The organism is Allobosea sp. 05L423, assembly GCF_056397745.1.
Window position 1 is genome coordinate 624,665 of the sequence record NZ_JBFTOA010000002.1, and the last position, 17,153, is coordinate 641,817.

Consider the following 17,153-nt stretch of genomic DNA (forward strand, 5'->3'; position numbering starts at 1 on the left):
ATCCTGTCGGACGCGATCGTAGCGATCTGTATAGGGTTATCGCATCGGATCTGCCCGAAAAGTGGATTCCACTGTTCGCTTCGATGCCGGAGCCCGCTTGCGGAACACAAGTGGAACGCGTATGGTGTTCCTGCTTTGTTTCGAATCTAGCCTTCGAGAAGGCCGGCGGGGATCATGCTGACACGCAAGCAACACGAACTCCTGCGCTTCATCCAGGAACGCTTGCGTGAGAGCGGGGTGCCGCCCTCCTTCGACGAGATGAAGGATGCGCTCGATCTGCGCTCCAAGTCGGGCATTCACCGGCTGATCATGGCGCTGGAGGAGCGCGGATTCATCCGTCGCCTGCCCAACCGGGCGCGTGCGCTCGAGATCATCAAGATGCCCGACGGGCTCGGCGCCCCGCAGCAGCGGCAGCGTTTCAACCCTGCGGTCGTCCAGGGCGGCCTCGGCTCGCAGCCGAATCTCACCAAGCCACGCCCTGCGGCCGATGAGGACAGCCGCTCCTCCATCGCGATCCCGGTCATGGGCCGCATCGCCGCCGGCACGCCGATCTCGGCGATCCAGAACCGTAGCCACACCGTCTCGCTGCCGCCCGACATGCTCGGCTCCGGCGAGCATTACGCGCTGGAAGTGCGTGGTGACTCGATGGTCGAAGCCGGCATCCTCGACGGCGACACCGTCATCATCCGCAAGCAGGATTCGGCCAATACCGGCGACATCGTCGTGGCGCTGATCGATGACGAGGAAGCGACGCTCAAGCGACTGCGCAAGCGCGGCTCCTCGATCGCGCTCGAAGCCGCCAACCCCGCCTATGAGACGCGCGTGCTCGGGCCGGACCGGGTCAAGATCCAGGGCCGCCTCGTCAATCTGATGCGGCGCTACTGAAGGCGCTCGACCTCGGCTTCGCCGTCGGCGGAAGCCGGTGTCACACTCGGAGGCGCTGTCGAGGCTTGCGCAGGGCGCTGTTCACGGCGGCGGCTCCAAGGGCGGTCGGCAGCGTTCTGCTCCGAGACATGGCTGCTCCACCCCGATCCTGTTCGATAGAGCGAAGTCGCGCCGTCGCGCGATAACGCCATTCGCTCGATCAGCCGTGCCTTGCAGGTTCCGCTCCAGGGGATGGCCGTGACGACGAGGTCAGCTCGCATGCAGTCCTCGATAAGCCCCAACCTGTCGCGCGTGTAGGAGACGGTGCGCTGATCCGGCGTCCGTGCGACGCAGCCGAGCGCATCGCAGCTAATGCCGGCCCGCAGCGTCGGATCGTCCGGCGAACGGCGATCGCCATCAGCAGCGAGCCATTGCTGCAGCACGAAACGGCTCGGCTTGCCCGCAATCGCGAGGCGGCCATCCGGGCCCCGCACCGCCAGCCCCGAACCGTCGCGTTCGATCAGGATTTCCGGCCGCTCCGGCTTGCCGGCGATGGCCACGCCGAGCAGGAGCGGCAGCGCCGCCAGCCAGCGCCAGGGCGTGGTCCAGAGCGTCAGCCACAGCAGCGCCAGCACGAAGCAGGTCAGCACCGCCGGCCCGAAGGCTGCGATCATCACCGTGGAATGGTCGATGCTTGCGACCCAGTGCGCCACCTTGAGCACGACATCGGAAGCCAGCCCCATCAGCGCCCAGGCGGGCCAGTCCAGTCCGAAGGGGTAAGCCAGCACGCCGAAGACGGCCGCCGGCATGACGAAGAGCGAGACGAAGGGCAGCGCCATCGCATTGCCGAGCAGGCCGAAGGGATTGAAGGTCTGAAAATGATAGGCGCCGAAGGGCGCTGTCGCGGCCGTTGCCAGCAACGTGGTGACGACGATGCCGAGTGCCGCGGCCCAGACCGGCCCAAGCGGCCACGGCAAGGTCGGCGGCGGCTGGGAGCGCTTTCGGCTCTCCCAGCGTTCGGCAAAGGCGATCAATGCCGCGACGGCTCCGAAGGACATCTGGAAGCTCGGCCCGAGCAAGGCCTCCGGCTCGCGCAGGAGCACGATCATGGCCGCAAGCGCGAGATTGCGCATGCTCAGCGCCGCACGATCGACAAGGATCGCGCCGAGCATCACCAGCGTCATGATCAGCGAGCGCTCGGTCGCGACATCGCTGCCCGAGAAGATGCAGTAGGCGGTCGCGCCGAACATCGCTGCGGCCGCTGCGATCTTCTTGATCGGCCAGCGCAGCGCGGCGGTCTGGGAGAGCGCCAGCAGGGCGCGCACCAGCCAGAAGATCGTCCCGGCGGCGAGGACCATGTGCAGGCCGGAGATCGAAACGATGTGGTAGATGCCGGCGGCGCGCAGGTCGTTGTTCGTCGCCTCGGTGATCAGCCCGCGCTTTCCCGTAACGAGGGCGGCGGCGACTGCCCCGCCCTGTCCGCCACCGCCTTCCGCGATGCGTTGGGTCAAGGCATTGCGCGCCCTGTCGATGGCGACATCGACGGCAAGACGCGTCGGCATCGGATGCGGCGGTGGCGCCAGGGCAATCTTGCCCGCGATGCTGCCGACTGCGCCAATGCCCCGGAAGAAGGCATCGCGACCGAAATCATAGCCGCCGGCCCGGGCCGGCCCGGGCGGAGGCAGCAGCCGCGCCGTCGCGACGACATGATCGCCCGGCGCCACGGAAGCGGCGCGGATATTGACGCGCACGCGCCTTGGGCGCTCGGCTGCCGGCATCCCGGCGAATTCCGTTACCAGCAGGACGATACGGGCGCCGCTGTCGCGTGCCTCGACGCTCTCGACGAAACCCGTCACCTTGCCGATTCGTTGACGCTCCAGCATCGGCGCCGCGACATCCGCCGTACGCCAGGCACCGGCGGCAAAACCCGCGAAGGCGGCGGCCACCGCCAGGGAGGCCATCGAGGCTAGCCGACGGGTTCGCAGCACGAACGCGAAGATCGCACTGAGCGCGAAGCCAGCCAGAGGCGCCCATAAAACCGGCTCACGGTCGGCCGCGAAATAGAACAGGATGCCGGCGCCCATCGCCACGGGCAGCCACAGGAACGGACGGCGGCGCTCGGCCTCGAGTTCGAGCGCCTGACCGAACCGGGCCTGCCAGTCTTGCAGCCAGACTTCGAAGCGAACGGAGGTCAGCCAGCTTGGCAGCAGGCGCAGAGGCAAGGCCTCGGCTCGCGCGCCGCGCGGCTTGTCCTGCCCCGGCGGCCCCGGCTGCATTCTCCGCCCCTCCTCGCCGGCGCTGCGATTTGACCGCTTAACCTTTCCGGCCAAGCCATGTTACAGGGCGCGCGCCGGTTGTCATGTCATGACCTGCGCCATTTCCCTGTCTTGCCCCGGGCGGCTCCCGCCGCCCGGTCGGAGTTGCCTTCCATGAGCAATGCCGTCGTCACGCGCTTTGCGCCCTCGCCCACCGGATTCCTGCATATCGGCGGAGCTCGCACGGCGCTGTTCAACTGGCTCTATGCCCGCCGCCAAGGCGGCAAGATGCTGCTGCGCATCGAAGACACCGACCGCGAACGCTCGACCGATGCCGCTATCGCAGCGATCCTCGACGGGCTGGAATGGCTCGGCCTCGATTGGGACGGGCAGACCGTTTATCAGTTCCAGCGCGCGGCGCGGCACCGCGAGGTGGCCGAGCAGATGCTCGCCGCCGGCAGGGCCTATTACTGCTACGCCAGCCCGGCCGAGCTCGAGGAGATGCGCGAAAAGGCCCGCGCCGAGGGCAAGCCGCTGCGCTATGACGGCCGCTGGCGCGACCGCGACCCGTCGACTGCGCCGGACGGCGTCAAGCCCGTCATCCGCCTCAAGGCACCCCAGACCGGCGAGACGGTGGTGAACGACGAGGTGCAGGGCCGGGTCGTCTGGCAGAACGAGAATCTCGACGACCTCGTGCTGCTGCGCTCGGACGGCACGCCGACCTATATGCTCGCCGTCGTGGTCGACGACCACGACATGGGCGTGACCCATGTCATCCGCGGCGACGACCATCTCACCAACGCCGCCCGCCAGACCCAGATCTACGACGCGCTCGGCTGGGATGTGCCGAGCATGTCGCATATCCCGCTGATCCACGGGCCGGACGGCGCCAAGCTCTCGAAGCGCCACGGCGCGCTCGGCATCGATGCCTATCGCTCGATGGGCTACCTGCCGGCGGCCCTGCGCAACTATCTGGTGCGGCTGGGCTGGAGCCATGGCGACCAGGAGGTCTTCTCCACGCAGGAAATGATCGACGCCTTCAACCTCTCATCGATCGGCCGCTCGCCGGCGCGCTTCGACTACGCCAAGCTCGAGAACCTCAACGGGCTCTACATGCGCCAGTCGAGCGACCGCGAGCTCCTCGATGCGCTCAAGGTCATCCTGCCGGAGATCGGCCCGGCGCGCGGTATCGGCCAGACGCTGTCGCCGGAGCTGGAAGCGAAGTTCCTCGCAGCCATGCCCGGCCTCAAGGAGCGCGCCAAGACGCTGGTCGAGCTGCTCGACAGCGCCTTCTATCTCTATGCCCAGCGCCCGCTGCAGCTCGACGACAAGGCCAAGAGCCTGCTCGACGAAGCCGCGCGGCAGCGCCTGCCGAAGATCGCCGAGAAACTCGCCGTGGTCAGCGATTGGGCTCCTGCGCCGCTGGAGGCGGCCGTGCGCGCCTATGTCGAGGAGAGCGGCATCAAGCTCGGCCAGGCGGCGCAGCCGCTGCGCGCCGCGCTGACCGGCCGCGCCATGTCGCCCGGGCTCTTCGACGTGATGGCCGTGCTCGGTCGCGACGAGACGCTGGCGCGGCTCGCCGACCAAGCCTGAGCTGTCGTAAATGGGGCATCGCCGCTGCCGGGCGGTGCCCCTCTTTCAGCTTTCAAGCTTGCGCACGCCGCCTCGCGGTGGCGGCGTGCTCGCTGCTCGCGCAGATATGATCCAGGCGCGGTTCCAATCGCCTTTCGGCTTGGTTGAATGCACTGGGCAAATGGTCTAGTGACGCGCAAGTGCGTTGCGCGGCCACACCGTGGCGGAGCACGAATATTGCTTGTATATCAGCCACATGGGTCTCCTTCCACATCCCCTTCCGACATCATCCCGTCACATCGCGGGCCTCGGATGGGAAAAGGCTGGCGCGGAAGCGCCGGCGGATAGGCGAAACAGGTGCTGAACAGCAGCGAGCCTTGAAAGGATCGGTATCGATGAGCGGAAACACGAGCCAGCTCCAGGTCGGCGACAAGACCGTCGACATGGCGATCAAGCAAGGGTCGGTCGGCCCTGCCGTCATCGACATCGGCAAGCTCTACGCCCAGACGGGCATGTTCACCTACGACCCCGGCTTCACCTCGACGGCGAGCTGCGAGTCGCAGATCACCTATATCGACGGCGACCAGGGCGTGCTGCTCTATCGCGGCTACCCGATCGAGCAACTCGCCGAGCACGGCGACTTCCTCGAGACCTGCTATCTGCTGCTCTACGGGGAACTGCCGACCGCCGCGCAGAAGGCGGATTTCGACTACCGCGTCACGCGCCACACCATGGTGCATGAGCAGATGGCCCGCTTCTTCCAGGGCTTCCGCCGCGATGCCCATCCGATGGCCGTCATGGTCGGCTCGATCGGCGCGATGTCGGCCTTCTATCACGACTCCACCGACATCTCAGACCCGCATCAGCGCATGATCGCCTCGATGCGTATGATCGCGAAGGTGYCGACGCTGGCGGCGATGGCGTTCAAGTACACCGTTGGCCAGCCCTTCGTGTATCCGCTGAACTCGCTGGACTACACCTCGAACTTCCTGCGCATGTGCTTTGCGGTCCCGGCCGAGGAGTACAAGGTCAATCCGGTGCTGTCGCGCGCGCTCGACCGCATCTTCATCCTGCACGCCGACCACGAGCAGAACGCCTCGACCTCGACCGTGCGCCTCGCCGGATCCTCGGGCGCCAACCCCTTCGCCTGCATCGCGGCCGGCACGGCCTGCCTGTGGGGGCCCGCCCATGGCGGCGCCAATGAGGCGGCGCTCAAGATGCTCGAGGAAATCGGGACCGTCGACAACATCCCGAAATACATCGCCAAGGCCAAGGACAAGAACGATCCGTTCCGCCTGATGGGCTTCGGCCACCGGGTTTACAAGAACTACGACCCGCGCGCCAAGATCATGCAGAAGACCACGCATGAGGTGCTGAACGAGCTCGGCATCAAGGACGACCCGCTTCTGGACGTCGCCATCGAGCTGGAGCGCATCGCGCTGCACGACGAGTACTTCATCGAGAAGAAGCTCTATCCGAACATCGACTTCTATTCGGGCATCACGCTGAAGGCGATGGGCTTCCCGACCTCGATGTTCACTGTGCTCTTCGCCGTCGCCCGCACCGTCGGCTGGATCGCGCAGTGGAAGGAGATGATCGAAGATCCGTCCCAGAAGATCGGCCGCCCGCGCCAGCTCTATACCGGCGCGCCGCAGCGCGATTACACGCCGATCGGCCGTCGCTGATCCCGGCGCAGCACGAACGCCAGCAAGGGCGCGGTGGTTTCCACCGCGCCCTTATTGTTTCGGAAGATTGATCAAAGGCATGCGGGTGATCGGCGAGCGCGTCTGGGTAGAGTCGCGTCTTCCAACGGAGATCCGTGCATGACCGAAAACCATCTTCTCGACCGCCGCGCCTTCCTGATCGGCGCCGGAGCCGCGAGCCTCGCCGGCACGCAGGCGCAGGCCCAGGCCGCTTACCCGTCCCGTCCGATCACGCTGGTCGTGCCCTTCGCCGCCGGCGGCTCGACCGATATCGTCGCCCGCCTCGTCGGCCAGAAGATGAGCGAGCTGCTCGGTCAGAACGTGGTGATCGAGAACCGCGCCGGGGCCGGCGGCAATGTCGGCTCCACCGCCGTCGCCCGCGCCGCGCCGGACGGCTACACCCTCCTCCTCGGCACCATCTCGACCCATGCCCTCAACCCGGCGATCCTGAAGACCGTCACCTTCGACGCGGTGAAGGACTTCACCCCGATCTCGCTGCTCGCGATCGTTCCCAACGTGATGGTGGTGAACCCCAACTTCCCGGCCAAGACCGTGAAGGAAGTGCTGCAGGTGCTGAAGGACAATCCGGGCAAGTACTCTTATGCCTCCTCCGGCGTCGGCACGCCGCTGCACCTCTCCGGCGAGCTGTTCAAATCGCTCGGCGGCGTCCAGATGAACCATGTGCCCTATCGTGGCGCCGGCCCGGCGCTGAACGACGTCGTCTCGGGTGCGGTGCCGATCATGTTCGACAACCTGCCCTCCTCGGCCGGCGTCATCCGTAATGGCCAGCTTCGGGCGATCGGCGTCACCACCAAGGAGGGCGTCGCGTTCTTTTCGGCCCGGCCAACCTGCCCCGCCCGATCGTCGAGAAGATCAACCAGGCCGCCAACCAGGCGCTCAGGGACGAGAAAGTGAAGAAGAAGCTCAACGACGTCAGCGCCGATATCGTCGGATCGACGCCGGAGCAGCTCGGCGAGCACGTCAAGACCGAACTGGCCAAATGGGCGCCGATCGCCAAGGCGTCCGGCGCGGTCGTCGAATAAGCCGGCTTACAAACTCAAGCCTCGAGGCGAGCAGGCGAGGAGACCAACGCCAACGCCGCTTCGACGGCGTTGGCAGCCGGGCTGGGCCCCGCCGAGCGCATGATGGTCTCAACCTCGGCGAAGCCGTCCAGCTGCGCCTGCCGTTCGGGCCCCTCGGCGAGCGCCGCCAGCAAATGCCGGCCCAAGGCCTCCGCCGTCGCATCATCCTGGATGAACTCCGGGACGACGTTCCGACCAAGGATCAGGTTCGGCAGGATGACGCTCGGCAGCTTGACGAGCCGCCGGGCCAGCACGGCCTCCCAGCCTGCCCCACGATAGGCTGCTACCGTCGGCACGCCAGACAAGGCCAACTCGAGCGTCACGGTACCGGAGGCGGCCAGGGCCACGCGGGCTTCTCGGAAGGCGGCGAGCTTGGCGGCCTCGCCGCTGACGATCTCCGGCGCGACCGACCAGCGCGCCGCGGCCTCAGCGATCATCGGTTGGAGCCGCGCGACGGCCGGCAGAACGAAGCGCGCCCCGGGAACAGCCGCTGCGACCCGTGCGATCGCCTCGCCAAAAACCGGCATCAGATGATGGATTTCCGAGCGGCGGCTGCCGGGCAAGACCAGCACCAGCGGCTGGGCCGCATCATCCCGGGCACCTTGCTCGGCCGGGTTCGGCCGCAATTCGGCGAGACGCTCCATCAACGGATGGCCGACATAGATCGTCTGAGGACCCTGCAGCCGCGCGAGAGCAGCCGGTTCGAACGGCAGCAGCGCCAGGATGCGATCGACATGCGGCGCCATGCGACGTGCCCGGCCGGAGCGCCAGGCCCAGACGCTCGGGCAAACCCAGTGCGCGATTGGGATATGAGGGGCCCGGGCCCGAACTTTCTTCGCCACGCGCAGGCAAAAATCCGGACTGTCGATCGTCAGCAGCAGATCCGGCTGAAAATCGGCAATCCCACGGGCAGCATCCTCCATCCGCCGCAGTAGCAGCGGCAGGCGCGCGATCACCGGGCCGAAGCCCATCACCGCGATGTCGGCTTGCGGAAAGAACGGCAACAGCCCCGCTTGCGGCAGGCCATGATCGCCCACCCCGCGCAGCTCGATGGGGCGATCGCCCAAGCGCTCGTGCAGGGCCGCCAGGAAGCGCAGCGCGAGCGCATCGCCTGAGGCCTCGCCCGCAATGATGGCGAGCTTGAAGGGTCGCATCAGGCGATGCCTTCGATGAACAGGCCGAGCTGATCCGCCTGCCGCCCAAGCGCCGCGCGGTCGCCGACCAACACCTCGCCCGCCTTGAGCCCGATGCCCGACAGGCCGGCGTCGGCGATGTTACGCAGGGTCTCCGGGCCGATGGCCGGCATATCGACGCGGAGATCCTGTCCCATTTTCGGGGCCTTCACGAGGACGCCATCGCCCTTGCCGATCTTGAGGCGTCCCCGCGCGACGAGATCCGCCACGCGCTTGATCATCGCGTCAGTGCCCTCGGCAGCCTCGATCGCGATGACCCGGTGGTCGGCAAGGATCGCCGCCTGGCCGACATCGAACGGCGACAGCGCCGCCAGCAGCGAGAAACCGCGCTCGAGCAGAGCCTGCTGCACGGGCGCCGCCTGCCTGCGGCCGAGCGCCCCGCGAGGCGCGGTCAGCTCCGGCGCGATGTCCGCCGGGCCGTGGACGCGGAAGCCTTGCTCCTCGAAGAAGCGGACGACACCACGCAAGAGATGGTCGTCGCCGCCCTGGAAGGCGCGGGCGAAGTAAGGCAGATATTTCAGGGTCGAGGCTTCAGGCCGCAGCGCCCCGAAGCTGGGTCGCGGCAGGCTTCCCAGCATGACGATGTCGACGATGCTGCGTCGGCGCAGCTCGCCGAGCAGGCTGCCGAGCTGGCCGAGACGGTAACTCTGCACATCGGCATCGCCGAAAGCAGCTGGGTCGGCCGCGCCCTCCAGTGCCGCGATGAAGGGACGCTCGCCATGGTCGGCGAGGTTGCGGGCCAATCGGAGCGGGTACTCGCCGGCACCCGCGATCAGCACGAGCGGGCCGCGTGCGGCTCCCGCGGCGCTCACCGCTCCGTCGGAGCGACGTCGCGCGGCATGCAGAGCGCCTTGTCGCCACCTTCCCTGATGAAGTCCAGGATCTCGTGGACCAGAGGGTGCGAAGCGAACTCGGCCGCGACGTCCTCGACCCGTTCGGTCAAGGTTCCTTCATCGGCGAACAGCAGGCGGTAGGCGCGGCGCAGCTCGTGGATCTGCTCGCGCGTGAAGCCCCGGCGCTTGAGGCCGACGAGATTCAACCCGACGAGGTGGGCGGGGTTGTCGCGGATGGTGCCGAAGGGAATGACATCGCTCAACACCCCGGCGCCACCGCCGATGAAGGCATGATCGCCGATACGGATGAATTGCTGCAAGCCGGCGCCGCCACCGACGATGACGAAGTTGCCGATCGTGACATGGCCGGCGCACATCACGTTGTTGGAGAAGATGACGTTGCTGCCGAGACGGCTGTCATGGCCGACATGCGAGTTGGCCAGGAAGAAGCAGCGGTCACCGACGGAGGTCACCATCCCGCCGCCTTCCGTGCCCGGATTCATCGTAACGCCCTCACGGATCTGGCAATCCGCGCCGATGGTCAGCGTCGAGGGTTCTCCCCGGTACTTCACGTCCTGCGGCGGATGACCGATCGAGGCGAAGGGATAGACCCGCGTGCGGGAACCGATCGTGGTGCGGCCGGCGACGGAGACGTGGCTGACAAGTTCCACGCCCTCCCCCAGCACGACATCCGGCCCGACCGTGCAGAACGGTCCGATCCGGACCCCCACGCCGAGCTGCGCCTTGGGGTCGACCACCGACATGGGATGGATGGAGGGGCTCATCGGGAGCTGGTCCTGATCTCGCAACACCGTGGCCTCAGACGACCATCGCCGAAATTTCGGCCTCGGCCACGAGCACGCCTTCCACCCGCGCCTCGCCGCGATAGAACCAGATGTTGCGCTTGCGGGCGAGCTTGGTGAGATGGAAGCGCAGCGTGTCGCCCGGGATGACCGGCTTGCGGAACTTGGCCTTGTCGATCGTCGTGAACAGGACCGTCTTGACCTCCTGCTCACCGACAGCCCGAGCATTGACAACCAGCACGCCGGCGGTCTGCGCCATTGCCTCGATCATCAGCACGCCCGGAAAAACCGGGCGCTCCGGGAAGTGGCCGGTGAACTGCGGTTCGTTGACGGTGACGTTCTTGATACCCACGCCGGAATCGTCGCCGTTGATCTCGACAACGCGGTCGACCAGCAGGAAAGGATAGCGGTGGGGGATGCTGGCCATGATCTTCTGGATGTCGATCACACCCAGCGTCGTCGTCGCCTCGCTCATCGTCTGTCTTCTCCTGGGCCCCGTCCCTGAGCGGCGGCTCGCATTCTCTTCAACATGGTCGACTGCGAAAACCGTTTCCGCAATCGGCAGCAATTCCAAAGCGTTCCGCCCGTTTGCCGGAAACAGGGCAGCTTCGGCAACAGAAATTTCTCAGCACTGCGAAAGAAAGAACCAGGAGCTTGTGCGCCGCTATCCGGCAGCCTGGCTTCATTCCTCGGGCGTTTGGGATTTCCGGCCGCGCTTCGCAACCAGCGTCTTGAGCAAGGCACTCTCCCGCGCCCATGCCAGCGCCGGCTGAGCCGGATAGCCGCCATACCGCGAGCCGCGCGGAACATCGCCGGCGACACCGCTCTGAGCGGCGATCTGGGCACCAGCCCCGACCGTGAGATGTCCAGCAAGGCCGACCTGCCCGCCCAGCACGACGAAGTCCTCGAGCGTGGAGGAGCCGGCGAGGCCGGTCTGAGCACAGATCACACAATGGCGGCCGATGACGCAGTTGTGCCCGATCTGTACGAGGTTATCGATCTTCGTACCTTCGCCGATCACCGTATCGCGACTGGCGCCGCGGTCGATGCAGCTGTTGGCGCCGATCTCGACGTCATCCTGGATGATGACGCGGCCGACCTGCGGCACCTTCATATGCCCTTTCGGGCTCATGGCGAAGCCGAAGCCATCCTGCCCGATGCGGGCGCCCGGATGGATGATCACGCGGTTGCCGATCAGTGCGGACTGGATCGTGCTGCCTGCTCCGATCGAGCAATTGCGCCCGATCCGAACCTGCGGACCGATCACCGCATGCGACGCAACGACAGTGCCCGCCCCGACTTCCGCGCCGGGGCCGATGACGGCCCCCGGGTCGATCGTCACGCCGGGCTCGATAACCGCCGTGGCATGAACGATGGCGCCGGGCGCCACGCCTTGGGAAGCGAACACGGACTCCGGCCGCAAGGCCGTGGGAAAGCACCGCGCCAGAACCTTGGCGAAGGCATGATACGGCGCAGGCGAAACCAACGCGACCGTGCCCGCAGGAACGCGGTCGGCGAAGCGCGGCGAAACCAGGCACAGGCCCGCTTTCGTTGCCGCCAGCGCCTCGGTGTACTTGGGATTGTCCATATAGGCCACGTCGGACGGGCCGGCCATTTCCAGGGCCGCCGCCCCCTCGACGCGACGCGACGCGTCGGCGCCTGCGGGCAATTGCGAGCCCGAAATGCCTGCGACCTCGCTGAAATCGAGCGAGGTCGCGAAAGGAAAGAAGATGGGATCTGCCATGACTGGGTCCGGAGCGGGGCGCTGGGCCCCGCCGCGTCAGAAGCGGGTGCCGCCCGAGAAGCGGAAGGCCTGGAGACGATCGCCGCCGTACTTGCCGGCCAATCCGGTAGCCGGGTTCACGCCGTACTGACCGTCGTCCTTGGTCAGAGCATAGGCGTAGTCGAACCGGATCGGGCCAAGCGGCGACTGCCAGAGCAAGCTGACGCCGACCGACGAACGCAGGACGTTCTTGTCGCGAATACAAGCGATGTTGCTCTGAGCACCGCCGGTGACGACGTTGAACTGACGCGCCTCCGAACCCGCCGGGCAGTTGAAGACAACCGCCTTCGAACCGCCGTCGTAATTGAACAGCGTGCCGGCGTCGGCGAAGACCGCGCCCCGCAGACCGATATCGCGCGGCAGGCCGAAGATCGGGAACTGCACTTCGACGGTGCCGCCGAAATAGGTCGTGCCACCCACGGCGTTCGCGGTCGGGTCGTTCAGCACGTCGCGCGGCCCGATGCCGGACGGCGCGAAACCGCGAACCAGTGTCGGTCCGAGGAAGTAGTGGTCGACCATGCGCAGGTTGCCGCTGGTCGCCTGAACGTGGCCGCCCTGAACGCGGACGAATCCGACGACGTCGTCGAAGATCTCGCGATAGTAGCGCGCGTCGGCCGCGACACGGAGGAACTTGGAGTCGCCACCGAGGCCAGCGAATTCCGGCTTCAGCTCCGCGATGAAGCCGTTGCGCGGGCTCTGCACGCTGTCGAGCGAGTTGTAGTTGAAGTTCAGGCCGACGAGCGAAGTCAGGGTGTCGCCCTGCGCTTCCTTGACCGCCACCGTCGCTTCGCCGTTGGTCACGCAGTTGTAGATATCGGTGGGGCCGCCCGTCGGCGTAATGCCGGGGATCGGGTAGGTACAATCGTTATAGGGACGATTTGCCTCGTTCGGAATGGTGATATTGGTCTGGTAGAGCGAGTAGCGCGGCGTGATCGAGAACTCTTCCGTGATCGGGAAGGTGAACCGCACCTGACCACCGGTCACGCGGCTCTCGAAACGGCCGGTGTTGTAGTTGTCATTGTACTTCGAGAACAGATCGATACCGGCCGCCACGCGATAGCCCAGGAAATAGGGCTCGGTGAACGAAAAATCGATGCCCTGCGTGCGCTGGCCGACCGTGCCCGCGATGCGAACGAACTGACCGCGGCCGAGGAAGTTCGACTCCGACAGCGAGATTTCGCCAATGACACCGTCCGAGGTCGAATAACCGCCGGCGATCGAGAACGAACCGGTCGCCTTGTCCTCGACGTCGATGTTGAGGATGACACGATCCGGCGCCGAGCCAGGCTCGTTGGTGATCCGGACCTTGTTGAAGAAGCCGAGATTGTTGAGACGGCGCTCAGCGCGGTCGATCATCACCTTGTTGTAGGCGTCGCCCTCGCCGAGATCGAGCTCACGGCGAACCACATAGTCGCGGGTACGGGTGTTGCCGCGCACGTTGATGCGCTCGACATAGACCCGCGGCCCCTCGTCGACGACGTAGGTGATGCCGATCGTGCGGCCAGACGCGTCGCGATCGCCGCGCGGGCGGACCTGAGCGAAAGCATGGCCGCGACGAGCAACCTCGGTCGTCAGCGCAACCAGCGACTTCTCGACCGCCTCGGCATTATAGGTATCGCCTGCCGACGTAGCGACGTAGCGCTGAAGCGCCGCCTGATCGACATCGCGCAGCGCGGAATCAACGGCGACGTTGCCGACCTTGTATTGCGGACCTTCCTCGATCTGGATGTCGACGACCCAACCGCCAGCCGCATCGTCGAAGCGAGCCGTGTTGTTGACGACCTGGAAGTCGGCAAAGCCGTTCTTCAGGTAGAAACGCCGAATGAGATCTAGGTCGGAGCTGATCCGGTCCGGATCGTAAACGTCGGAGGTCTTGATCCAGCTCAGGAAATTCGACTCGGTGGAGCTCATCAGGCCGCGCAGCCGGCTCGCCGAGTATGCCTCGTTGCCGCTGAAATTGATCGACTTGATGCCGGTCTTGCCGCTCTCGTTGATGGTGAAGACCACGTCCTGGCGACCATTCGGCAGCGGCGCGATACGGCCGCTGACCGAGGACAGGCCATAGCCGGCGCGGCGATAGGCCTCGCGCAGGCGCTGGATGTCGGAATCGATGAGCGCCTGGCTGAGCGGACCACCGGCGCGCGACTGCACCAGCGGCGCGAGCTGATCGCTCTTCAGGCGACGGTTACCCTCGAAAGCGACACGGTTGACCGTGCCGTTCTGCTCCTGGACCGTCACGACGGTCTGCGAACCGCGGCGGCTGACCTGAACATTGCTGAACAGGCCAGTGGCAAGAAGGCTCTCGCGAATCTCCTGGGGGTTCTCGCGCCCGGCGGCATAGGAGCGAATGGTCTCCGCATCGACGCGCCGATTGCCGTGGACGACCACAGCCTGCGCAAACGCCACACCACCACTCACGGCCAGCATCAAAGCCGAAAGTCCGATCGATCGAGAGAGCCGCAGTTTGGTCGGCCGGCTCTGTTGGGTCGACGTCATCGGGTCGCCTATTCCATATCTCTGGTCACCACCCCAAACGGGGACCGCCGTCAGACGACGGCAGCACGGGGACATTGCGGTTCAATCGCTTCTACAAAGTTTCCGGCAGGGTGCAAACCGGGATCATCGTTAACAAAAGATTTTTAACGACCTCGTTGCGGACGAGCCACGCGGCTCGCCGCGATTTTGCCCCAAAGCGCCACGGCGCCCGGATTTCAGAGCATTCCACGCACGTGGACAATGTCGTTCCAGGTCACGAACAACATCAGCATCAGCACCAGCGCAAGCCCCAGCCGGAAGCCGATCTCCTGCGCGCGGGGGCTCAGCGGGCGGCCGCGCAGCGCCTCGTACAGGTAAAACATCAGGTGGCCGCCATCGAGCATCGGCACCGGCAGAAGATTCATCAGCCCGATCGAAACGGACAGGATCGCCGCGAGATTGAGCAGTCCGAGCAAGCCGCCACTGGAAGCAACGAGGCCGGAAACCTGTGCGATCCGAATCGGCCCCGAGAGCTGGTCGGTGGATTCGCGCCCCTTCAGCAGCTTCGCGATATAGTCGTAGGTGCGGGTGACGACGAACCAGGTCTCGGCACCGCCCATCCGCAGGGAATCGATCGCGCCGAAGCGCTGCGTCGTCCAATCCTCGGGCTTCGGCGACGCCCTGACTCCGATGACGCCGATCCGCTGCGTCCCGACCGGCGTCTTGAGCTCGGACAGAGCCGGCGTGACCGGCAGATCCAGCGCACTGCCGTTGCGGTCCACTGTGACCGTCAGGCGCTCCTCCGGCCGGGAGGAGATGATGCGCTGCATTTCGGAGAAGCTGTCGACCTTGTGCCCGTCGATCGCAATGACGATGTCGCCGGCCTTCAGCCCGGCGCTCTCCGCAGCACTCCCGGCCACGACGGCATCGACGCGCGGGATCAGGACCTGCTTGCCGAACAGGAAGACCGTGCCGGCGAAGATCAGAATCGCCAGCAGGAAATTGGCGATCGGGCCGGCGGCGACAATGGCTGCGCGTTCGGCGATCGATTGTGCCGGAAGCGAACGGGCGCGCTCCTCCGGCGTCATTCGCCGGACGGCCGCGTCATCGGGGGCGCTCGCGGCATCGGCATCGCCCGAGAATTTCACATAGCCGCCGAGCGGAATCAGCGCGAAGCGCCAGCGCGTACCGTGGCGATCCGTGAAGCCGAACAACTCCCGCCCGAAACCGATAGAGAAAGTCTGCACGTCGACGCCGCACCAGCGGCCGACGAGAAAGTGCCCGAGCTCGTGAACGAAGACGACAAGCGTGAGAACGAACAGGAACGGCAGCAGATAGCCGAGCGCGAAATGCCCAGCATTCCAGAGTGACGCCGCAAATTCCATCGAGCTCTCCCGTTCCTCGTCCTTAGGTGGCAGTGAACGGCGCTTGCGACAAGAGCGAGGCGGCTCGGCGCCTGGAATCTTGGTCAACGGCCAGCGCGGCCGCGATATCGCGCGGGGCTTCTCTTGTCACAGGCATGGCCGCGCAGACCGCCTCGACGAGCGCGGGGATTCCGGTAAAGCGCAGCCGCCCGGTCAGAAACGCTGCGACGGCCACTTCATTTGCGGCGTTCAGCACAGCGGGCATGGCTCCCCCTTCGCGCAATGCGGCGATCGCAAGGCCAAGCGCCGGAAACCGGTCGAGATCCGGTCTCTCGAAACTCAGCGGTGCCGAGGTCGCCAAATCGAGGAACCGTGCGGGCGGCGCATCGAGGCGGCCATCGATGCCGAGACAATGGGCCGCAGCAACCCGCATATCCGGCAAGGCCATGCCCGCACTCACCGAGCCGTCCCGGAAAGTGACCAGCCCGTGGACGATCTGCTGGGGATGGACGAGCACGTCGAGCTGATCGGCTTCCAGCCCGAACAGGAAGCGGGCCTCGATCAACTCGAGCCCCTTGTTCATCATGCTCGCGGAATCGACGGTGATCTTCGCGCCCATCGTATAATTTGGGTGCTTCAGCGCCTGCTCGGGTCCGGCCGCTGCGATCCGCTCCGCGCTCCAGGTCCGGAAAGGACCACCGGACGCAGTCAGGGTCATGCTGTGGACCGCGGAGAGAGGCTCCGCCCCGAGAACCTGGAACAGCGCGTTGTGCTCGGAGTCGAGCGGCAACAAGCGGGCAGCGACCTGGGCCGCCCGGATCATGACGGCCTCGCCGGCACAAACGAGGCTCTCCTTGTTGGCGAGCGCGATCGTTCGACCGGGCAAGAGTGCAGCGAAAGTCGCCTCCAGCCCCGCCGCTCCTGAAATCGCGCTGACGACGATATCGGCAGGGCGCGCTACCGCCTCCAGCACGGCCGTTCGCCCTGCCCCGCTCGCAATACCGGTGCCCGTCAGCGCCTCCCGCAATGCCGGCCCGCCGGCCTCATCAGCCAATGCGGCGAAGGAAGCTCCCGTTTCGATCGCGACTTGCGCCAGCGCGGCCGCATCCTGCCCGCCGACAACCGTTCGGATCGCCAGCCGTTCCGGGTTTTCCGAGACGATGTCGCGGACCGAACGTCCGACGGAGCCGGTCGCTCCGAGAAGGGTCACAGTACGAAGCGGCATC

At 66.2% G+C, this 17,153-nt stretch carries 12 protein-coding genes and 1 pseudogene; 4 read left to right on the forward strand and 9 right to left on the reverse strand.

Annotated elements, in window-relative coordinates; genetic code table 11:
• The first annotated feature begins 174 nt into the window (after positions 1-174).
• Complete coding sequence (gene lexA / locus AC1DNE_RS07020) at positions 175-885, forward strand: transcriptional repressor LexA (RefSeq protein WP_441470545.1); 711 nt, start codon at positions 175-177, stop codon at positions 883-885.
• Here lexA and AC1DNE_RS07025 read toward each other — a convergent pair.
• Positions 879-3,140 (reverse strand): ComEC/Rec2 family competence protein, encoded by a 2,262-nt coding sequence (locus AC1DNE_RS07025; protein WP_441470546.1) that lies wholly within the window; start codon positions 3,138-3,140, stop codon positions 879-881. The genes lexA and AC1DNE_RS07025 overlap by 7 nt on opposite strands.
• Before the next feature lie 153 nt (positions 3,141-3,293).
• Between AC1DNE_RS07025 and gltX the strand changes: the two genes are divergently transcribed.
• From gltX to AC1DNE_RS07040, 3 genes and pseudogenes are all read left to right on the forward strand, one after another.
• Positions 3,294-4,712, forward strand: a complete 1,419-nt coding sequence (gene gltX, locus AC1DNE_RS07030) for a glutamate--tRNA ligase (RefSeq protein ID WP_441470547.1) — start codon at positions 3,294-3,296, stop codon at positions 4,710-4,712.
• A gap of 374 nt (positions 4,713-5,086) precedes the next feature.
• The gene (gene gltA, locus AC1DNE_RS07035; protein WP_476840995.1) at positions 5,087-6,376 is read left to right on the forward strand and encodes a citrate synthase; all 1,290 of its coding nucleotides are present in this window, start codon (positions 5,087-5,089) and stop codon (positions 6,374-6,376) included.
• A gap of 138 nt (positions 6,377-6,514) precedes the next feature.
• Positions 6,515-7,437, forward strand: a pseudogene (locus tag AC1DNE_RS07040) (Bug family tripartite tricarboxylate transporter substrate binding protein).
• A gap of 14 nt (positions 7,438-7,451) precedes the next feature.
• Here AC1DNE_RS07040 and lpxB read toward each other — a convergent pair.
• The 8 genes from lpxB to dxr all read right to left on the reverse strand — a co-directional run bounded on the left by lpxB (position 7,452) and on the right by dxr (position 17,152).
• Positions 7,452-8,630 (reverse strand): lipid-A-disaccharide synthase, encoded by a 1,179-nt coding sequence (gene lpxB, locus AC1DNE_RS07045; RefSeq protein WP_441470550.1) that lies wholly within the window; start codon positions 8,628-8,630, stop codon positions 7,452-7,454.
• Positions 8,630-9,481 carry an LpxI family protein gene (locus AC1DNE_RS07050; protein WP_441470551.1) on the reverse strand — a complete coding sequence of 284 codons (852 nt, stop codon included), beginning with the start codon at positions 9,479-9,481 and terminating at the stop codon, positions 8,630-8,632. The genes lpxB and AC1DNE_RS07050 overlap by 1 nt, the downstream gene beginning before the upstream one ends.
• Positions 9,478-10,287 (reverse strand): acyl-ACP--UDP-N-acetylglucosamine O-acyltransferase, encoded by an 810-nt coding sequence (lpxA, locus tag AC1DNE_RS07055; protein WP_441470552.1) that lies wholly within the window; start codon positions 10,285-10,287, stop codon positions 9,478-9,480. Before lpxA ends, AC1DNE_RS07050 begins: the two co-directional genes overlap by 4 nt.
• Before the next feature lie 34 nt (positions 10,288-10,321).
• Positions 10,322-10,780: a 3-hydroxyacyl-ACP dehydratase FabZ gene (gene fabZ, locus AC1DNE_RS07060; protein WP_441470553.1), complete on the reverse strand. Its 459-nt coding sequence runs from the start codon at positions 10,778-10,780 to the stop codon at positions 10,322-10,324.
• Positions 10,781-10,987: 207 nt separating this feature from the next.
• On the reverse strand, positions 10,988-12,049 hold the full coding sequence (gene lpxD / locus AC1DNE_RS07065) for a UDP-3-O-(3-hydroxymyristoyl)glucosamine N-acyltransferase (protein ID WP_441470554.1): 1,062 nt from the start codon (positions 12,047-12,049) through the stop codon (positions 10,988-10,990).
• Between the two features lie 36 nt (positions 12,050-12,085).
• Positions 12,086-14,584 carry an outer membrane protein assembly factor BamA gene (gene bamA / locus AC1DNE_RS07070; protein WP_441470555.1) on the reverse strand — a complete coding sequence of 833 codons (2,499 nt, stop codon included), beginning with the start codon at positions 14,582-14,584 and terminating at the stop codon, positions 12,086-12,088.
• Positions 14,585-14,799: 215 nt separating this feature from the next.
• Positions 14,800-15,948: an RIP metalloprotease RseP gene (gene rseP, locus AC1DNE_RS07075; RefSeq protein WP_441470556.1), complete on the reverse strand. Its 1,149-nt coding sequence runs from the start codon at positions 15,946-15,948 to the stop codon at positions 14,800-14,802.
• Positions 15,949-15,970: 22 nt separating this feature from the next.
• Positions 15,971-17,152 carry a 1-deoxy-D-xylulose-5-phosphate reductoisomerase gene (gene dxr / locus AC1DNE_RS07080; RefSeq protein WP_441470557.1) on the reverse strand — a complete coding sequence of 394 codons (1,182 nt, stop codon included), beginning with the start codon at positions 17,150-17,152 and terminating at the stop codon, positions 15,971-15,973.
• Position 17,153 lies beyond the last annotated feature (1 nt).

Coding starts and splice junctions, on each gene's coding strand:
- gltX (WP_441470547.1), top strand. CDS start 3,294: ATGAGCAATGCCGTCGTCACGCGCTTTGCGCCCTCGCCCACCGGATTC.
- AC1DNE_RS07025 (WP_441470546.1), bottom strand. CDS start 3,140: ATGCAGCCGGGGCCGCCGGGGCAGGACAAGCCGCGCGGCGCGCGAGCC.
- rseP (WP_441470556.1), bottom strand. CDS start 15,948: ATGGAATTTGCGGCGTCACTCTGGAATGCTGGGCATTTCGCGCTCGGC.
- dxr (WP_441470557.1), bottom strand. CDS start 17,152: ATGCCGCTTCGTACTGTGACCCTTCTCGGAGCGACCGGCTCCGTCGGA.
- bamA (WP_441470555.1), bottom strand. CDS start 14,584: ATGACGTCGACCCAACAGAGCCGGCCGACCAAACTGCGGCTCTCTCGA.
- lexA (WP_441470545.1), top strand. CDS start 175: ATGCTGACACGCAAGCAACACGAACTCCTGCGCTTCATCCAGGAACGC.
- lpxD (WP_441470554.1), bottom strand. CDS start 12,049: ATGGCAGATCCCATCTTCTTTCCTTTCGCGACCTCGCTCGATTTCAGC.
- lpxB (WP_441470550.1), bottom strand. CDS start 8,630: ATGCGACCCTTCAAGCTCGCCATCATTGCGGGCGAGGCCTCAGGCGAT.
- fabZ (WP_441470553.1), bottom strand. CDS start 10,780: ATGAGCGAGGCGACGACGACGCTGGGTGTGATCGACATCCAGAAGATC.
- lpxA (WP_441470552.1), bottom strand. CDS start 10,287: ATGAGCCCCTCCATCCATCCCATGTCGGTGGTCGACCCCAAGGCGCAG.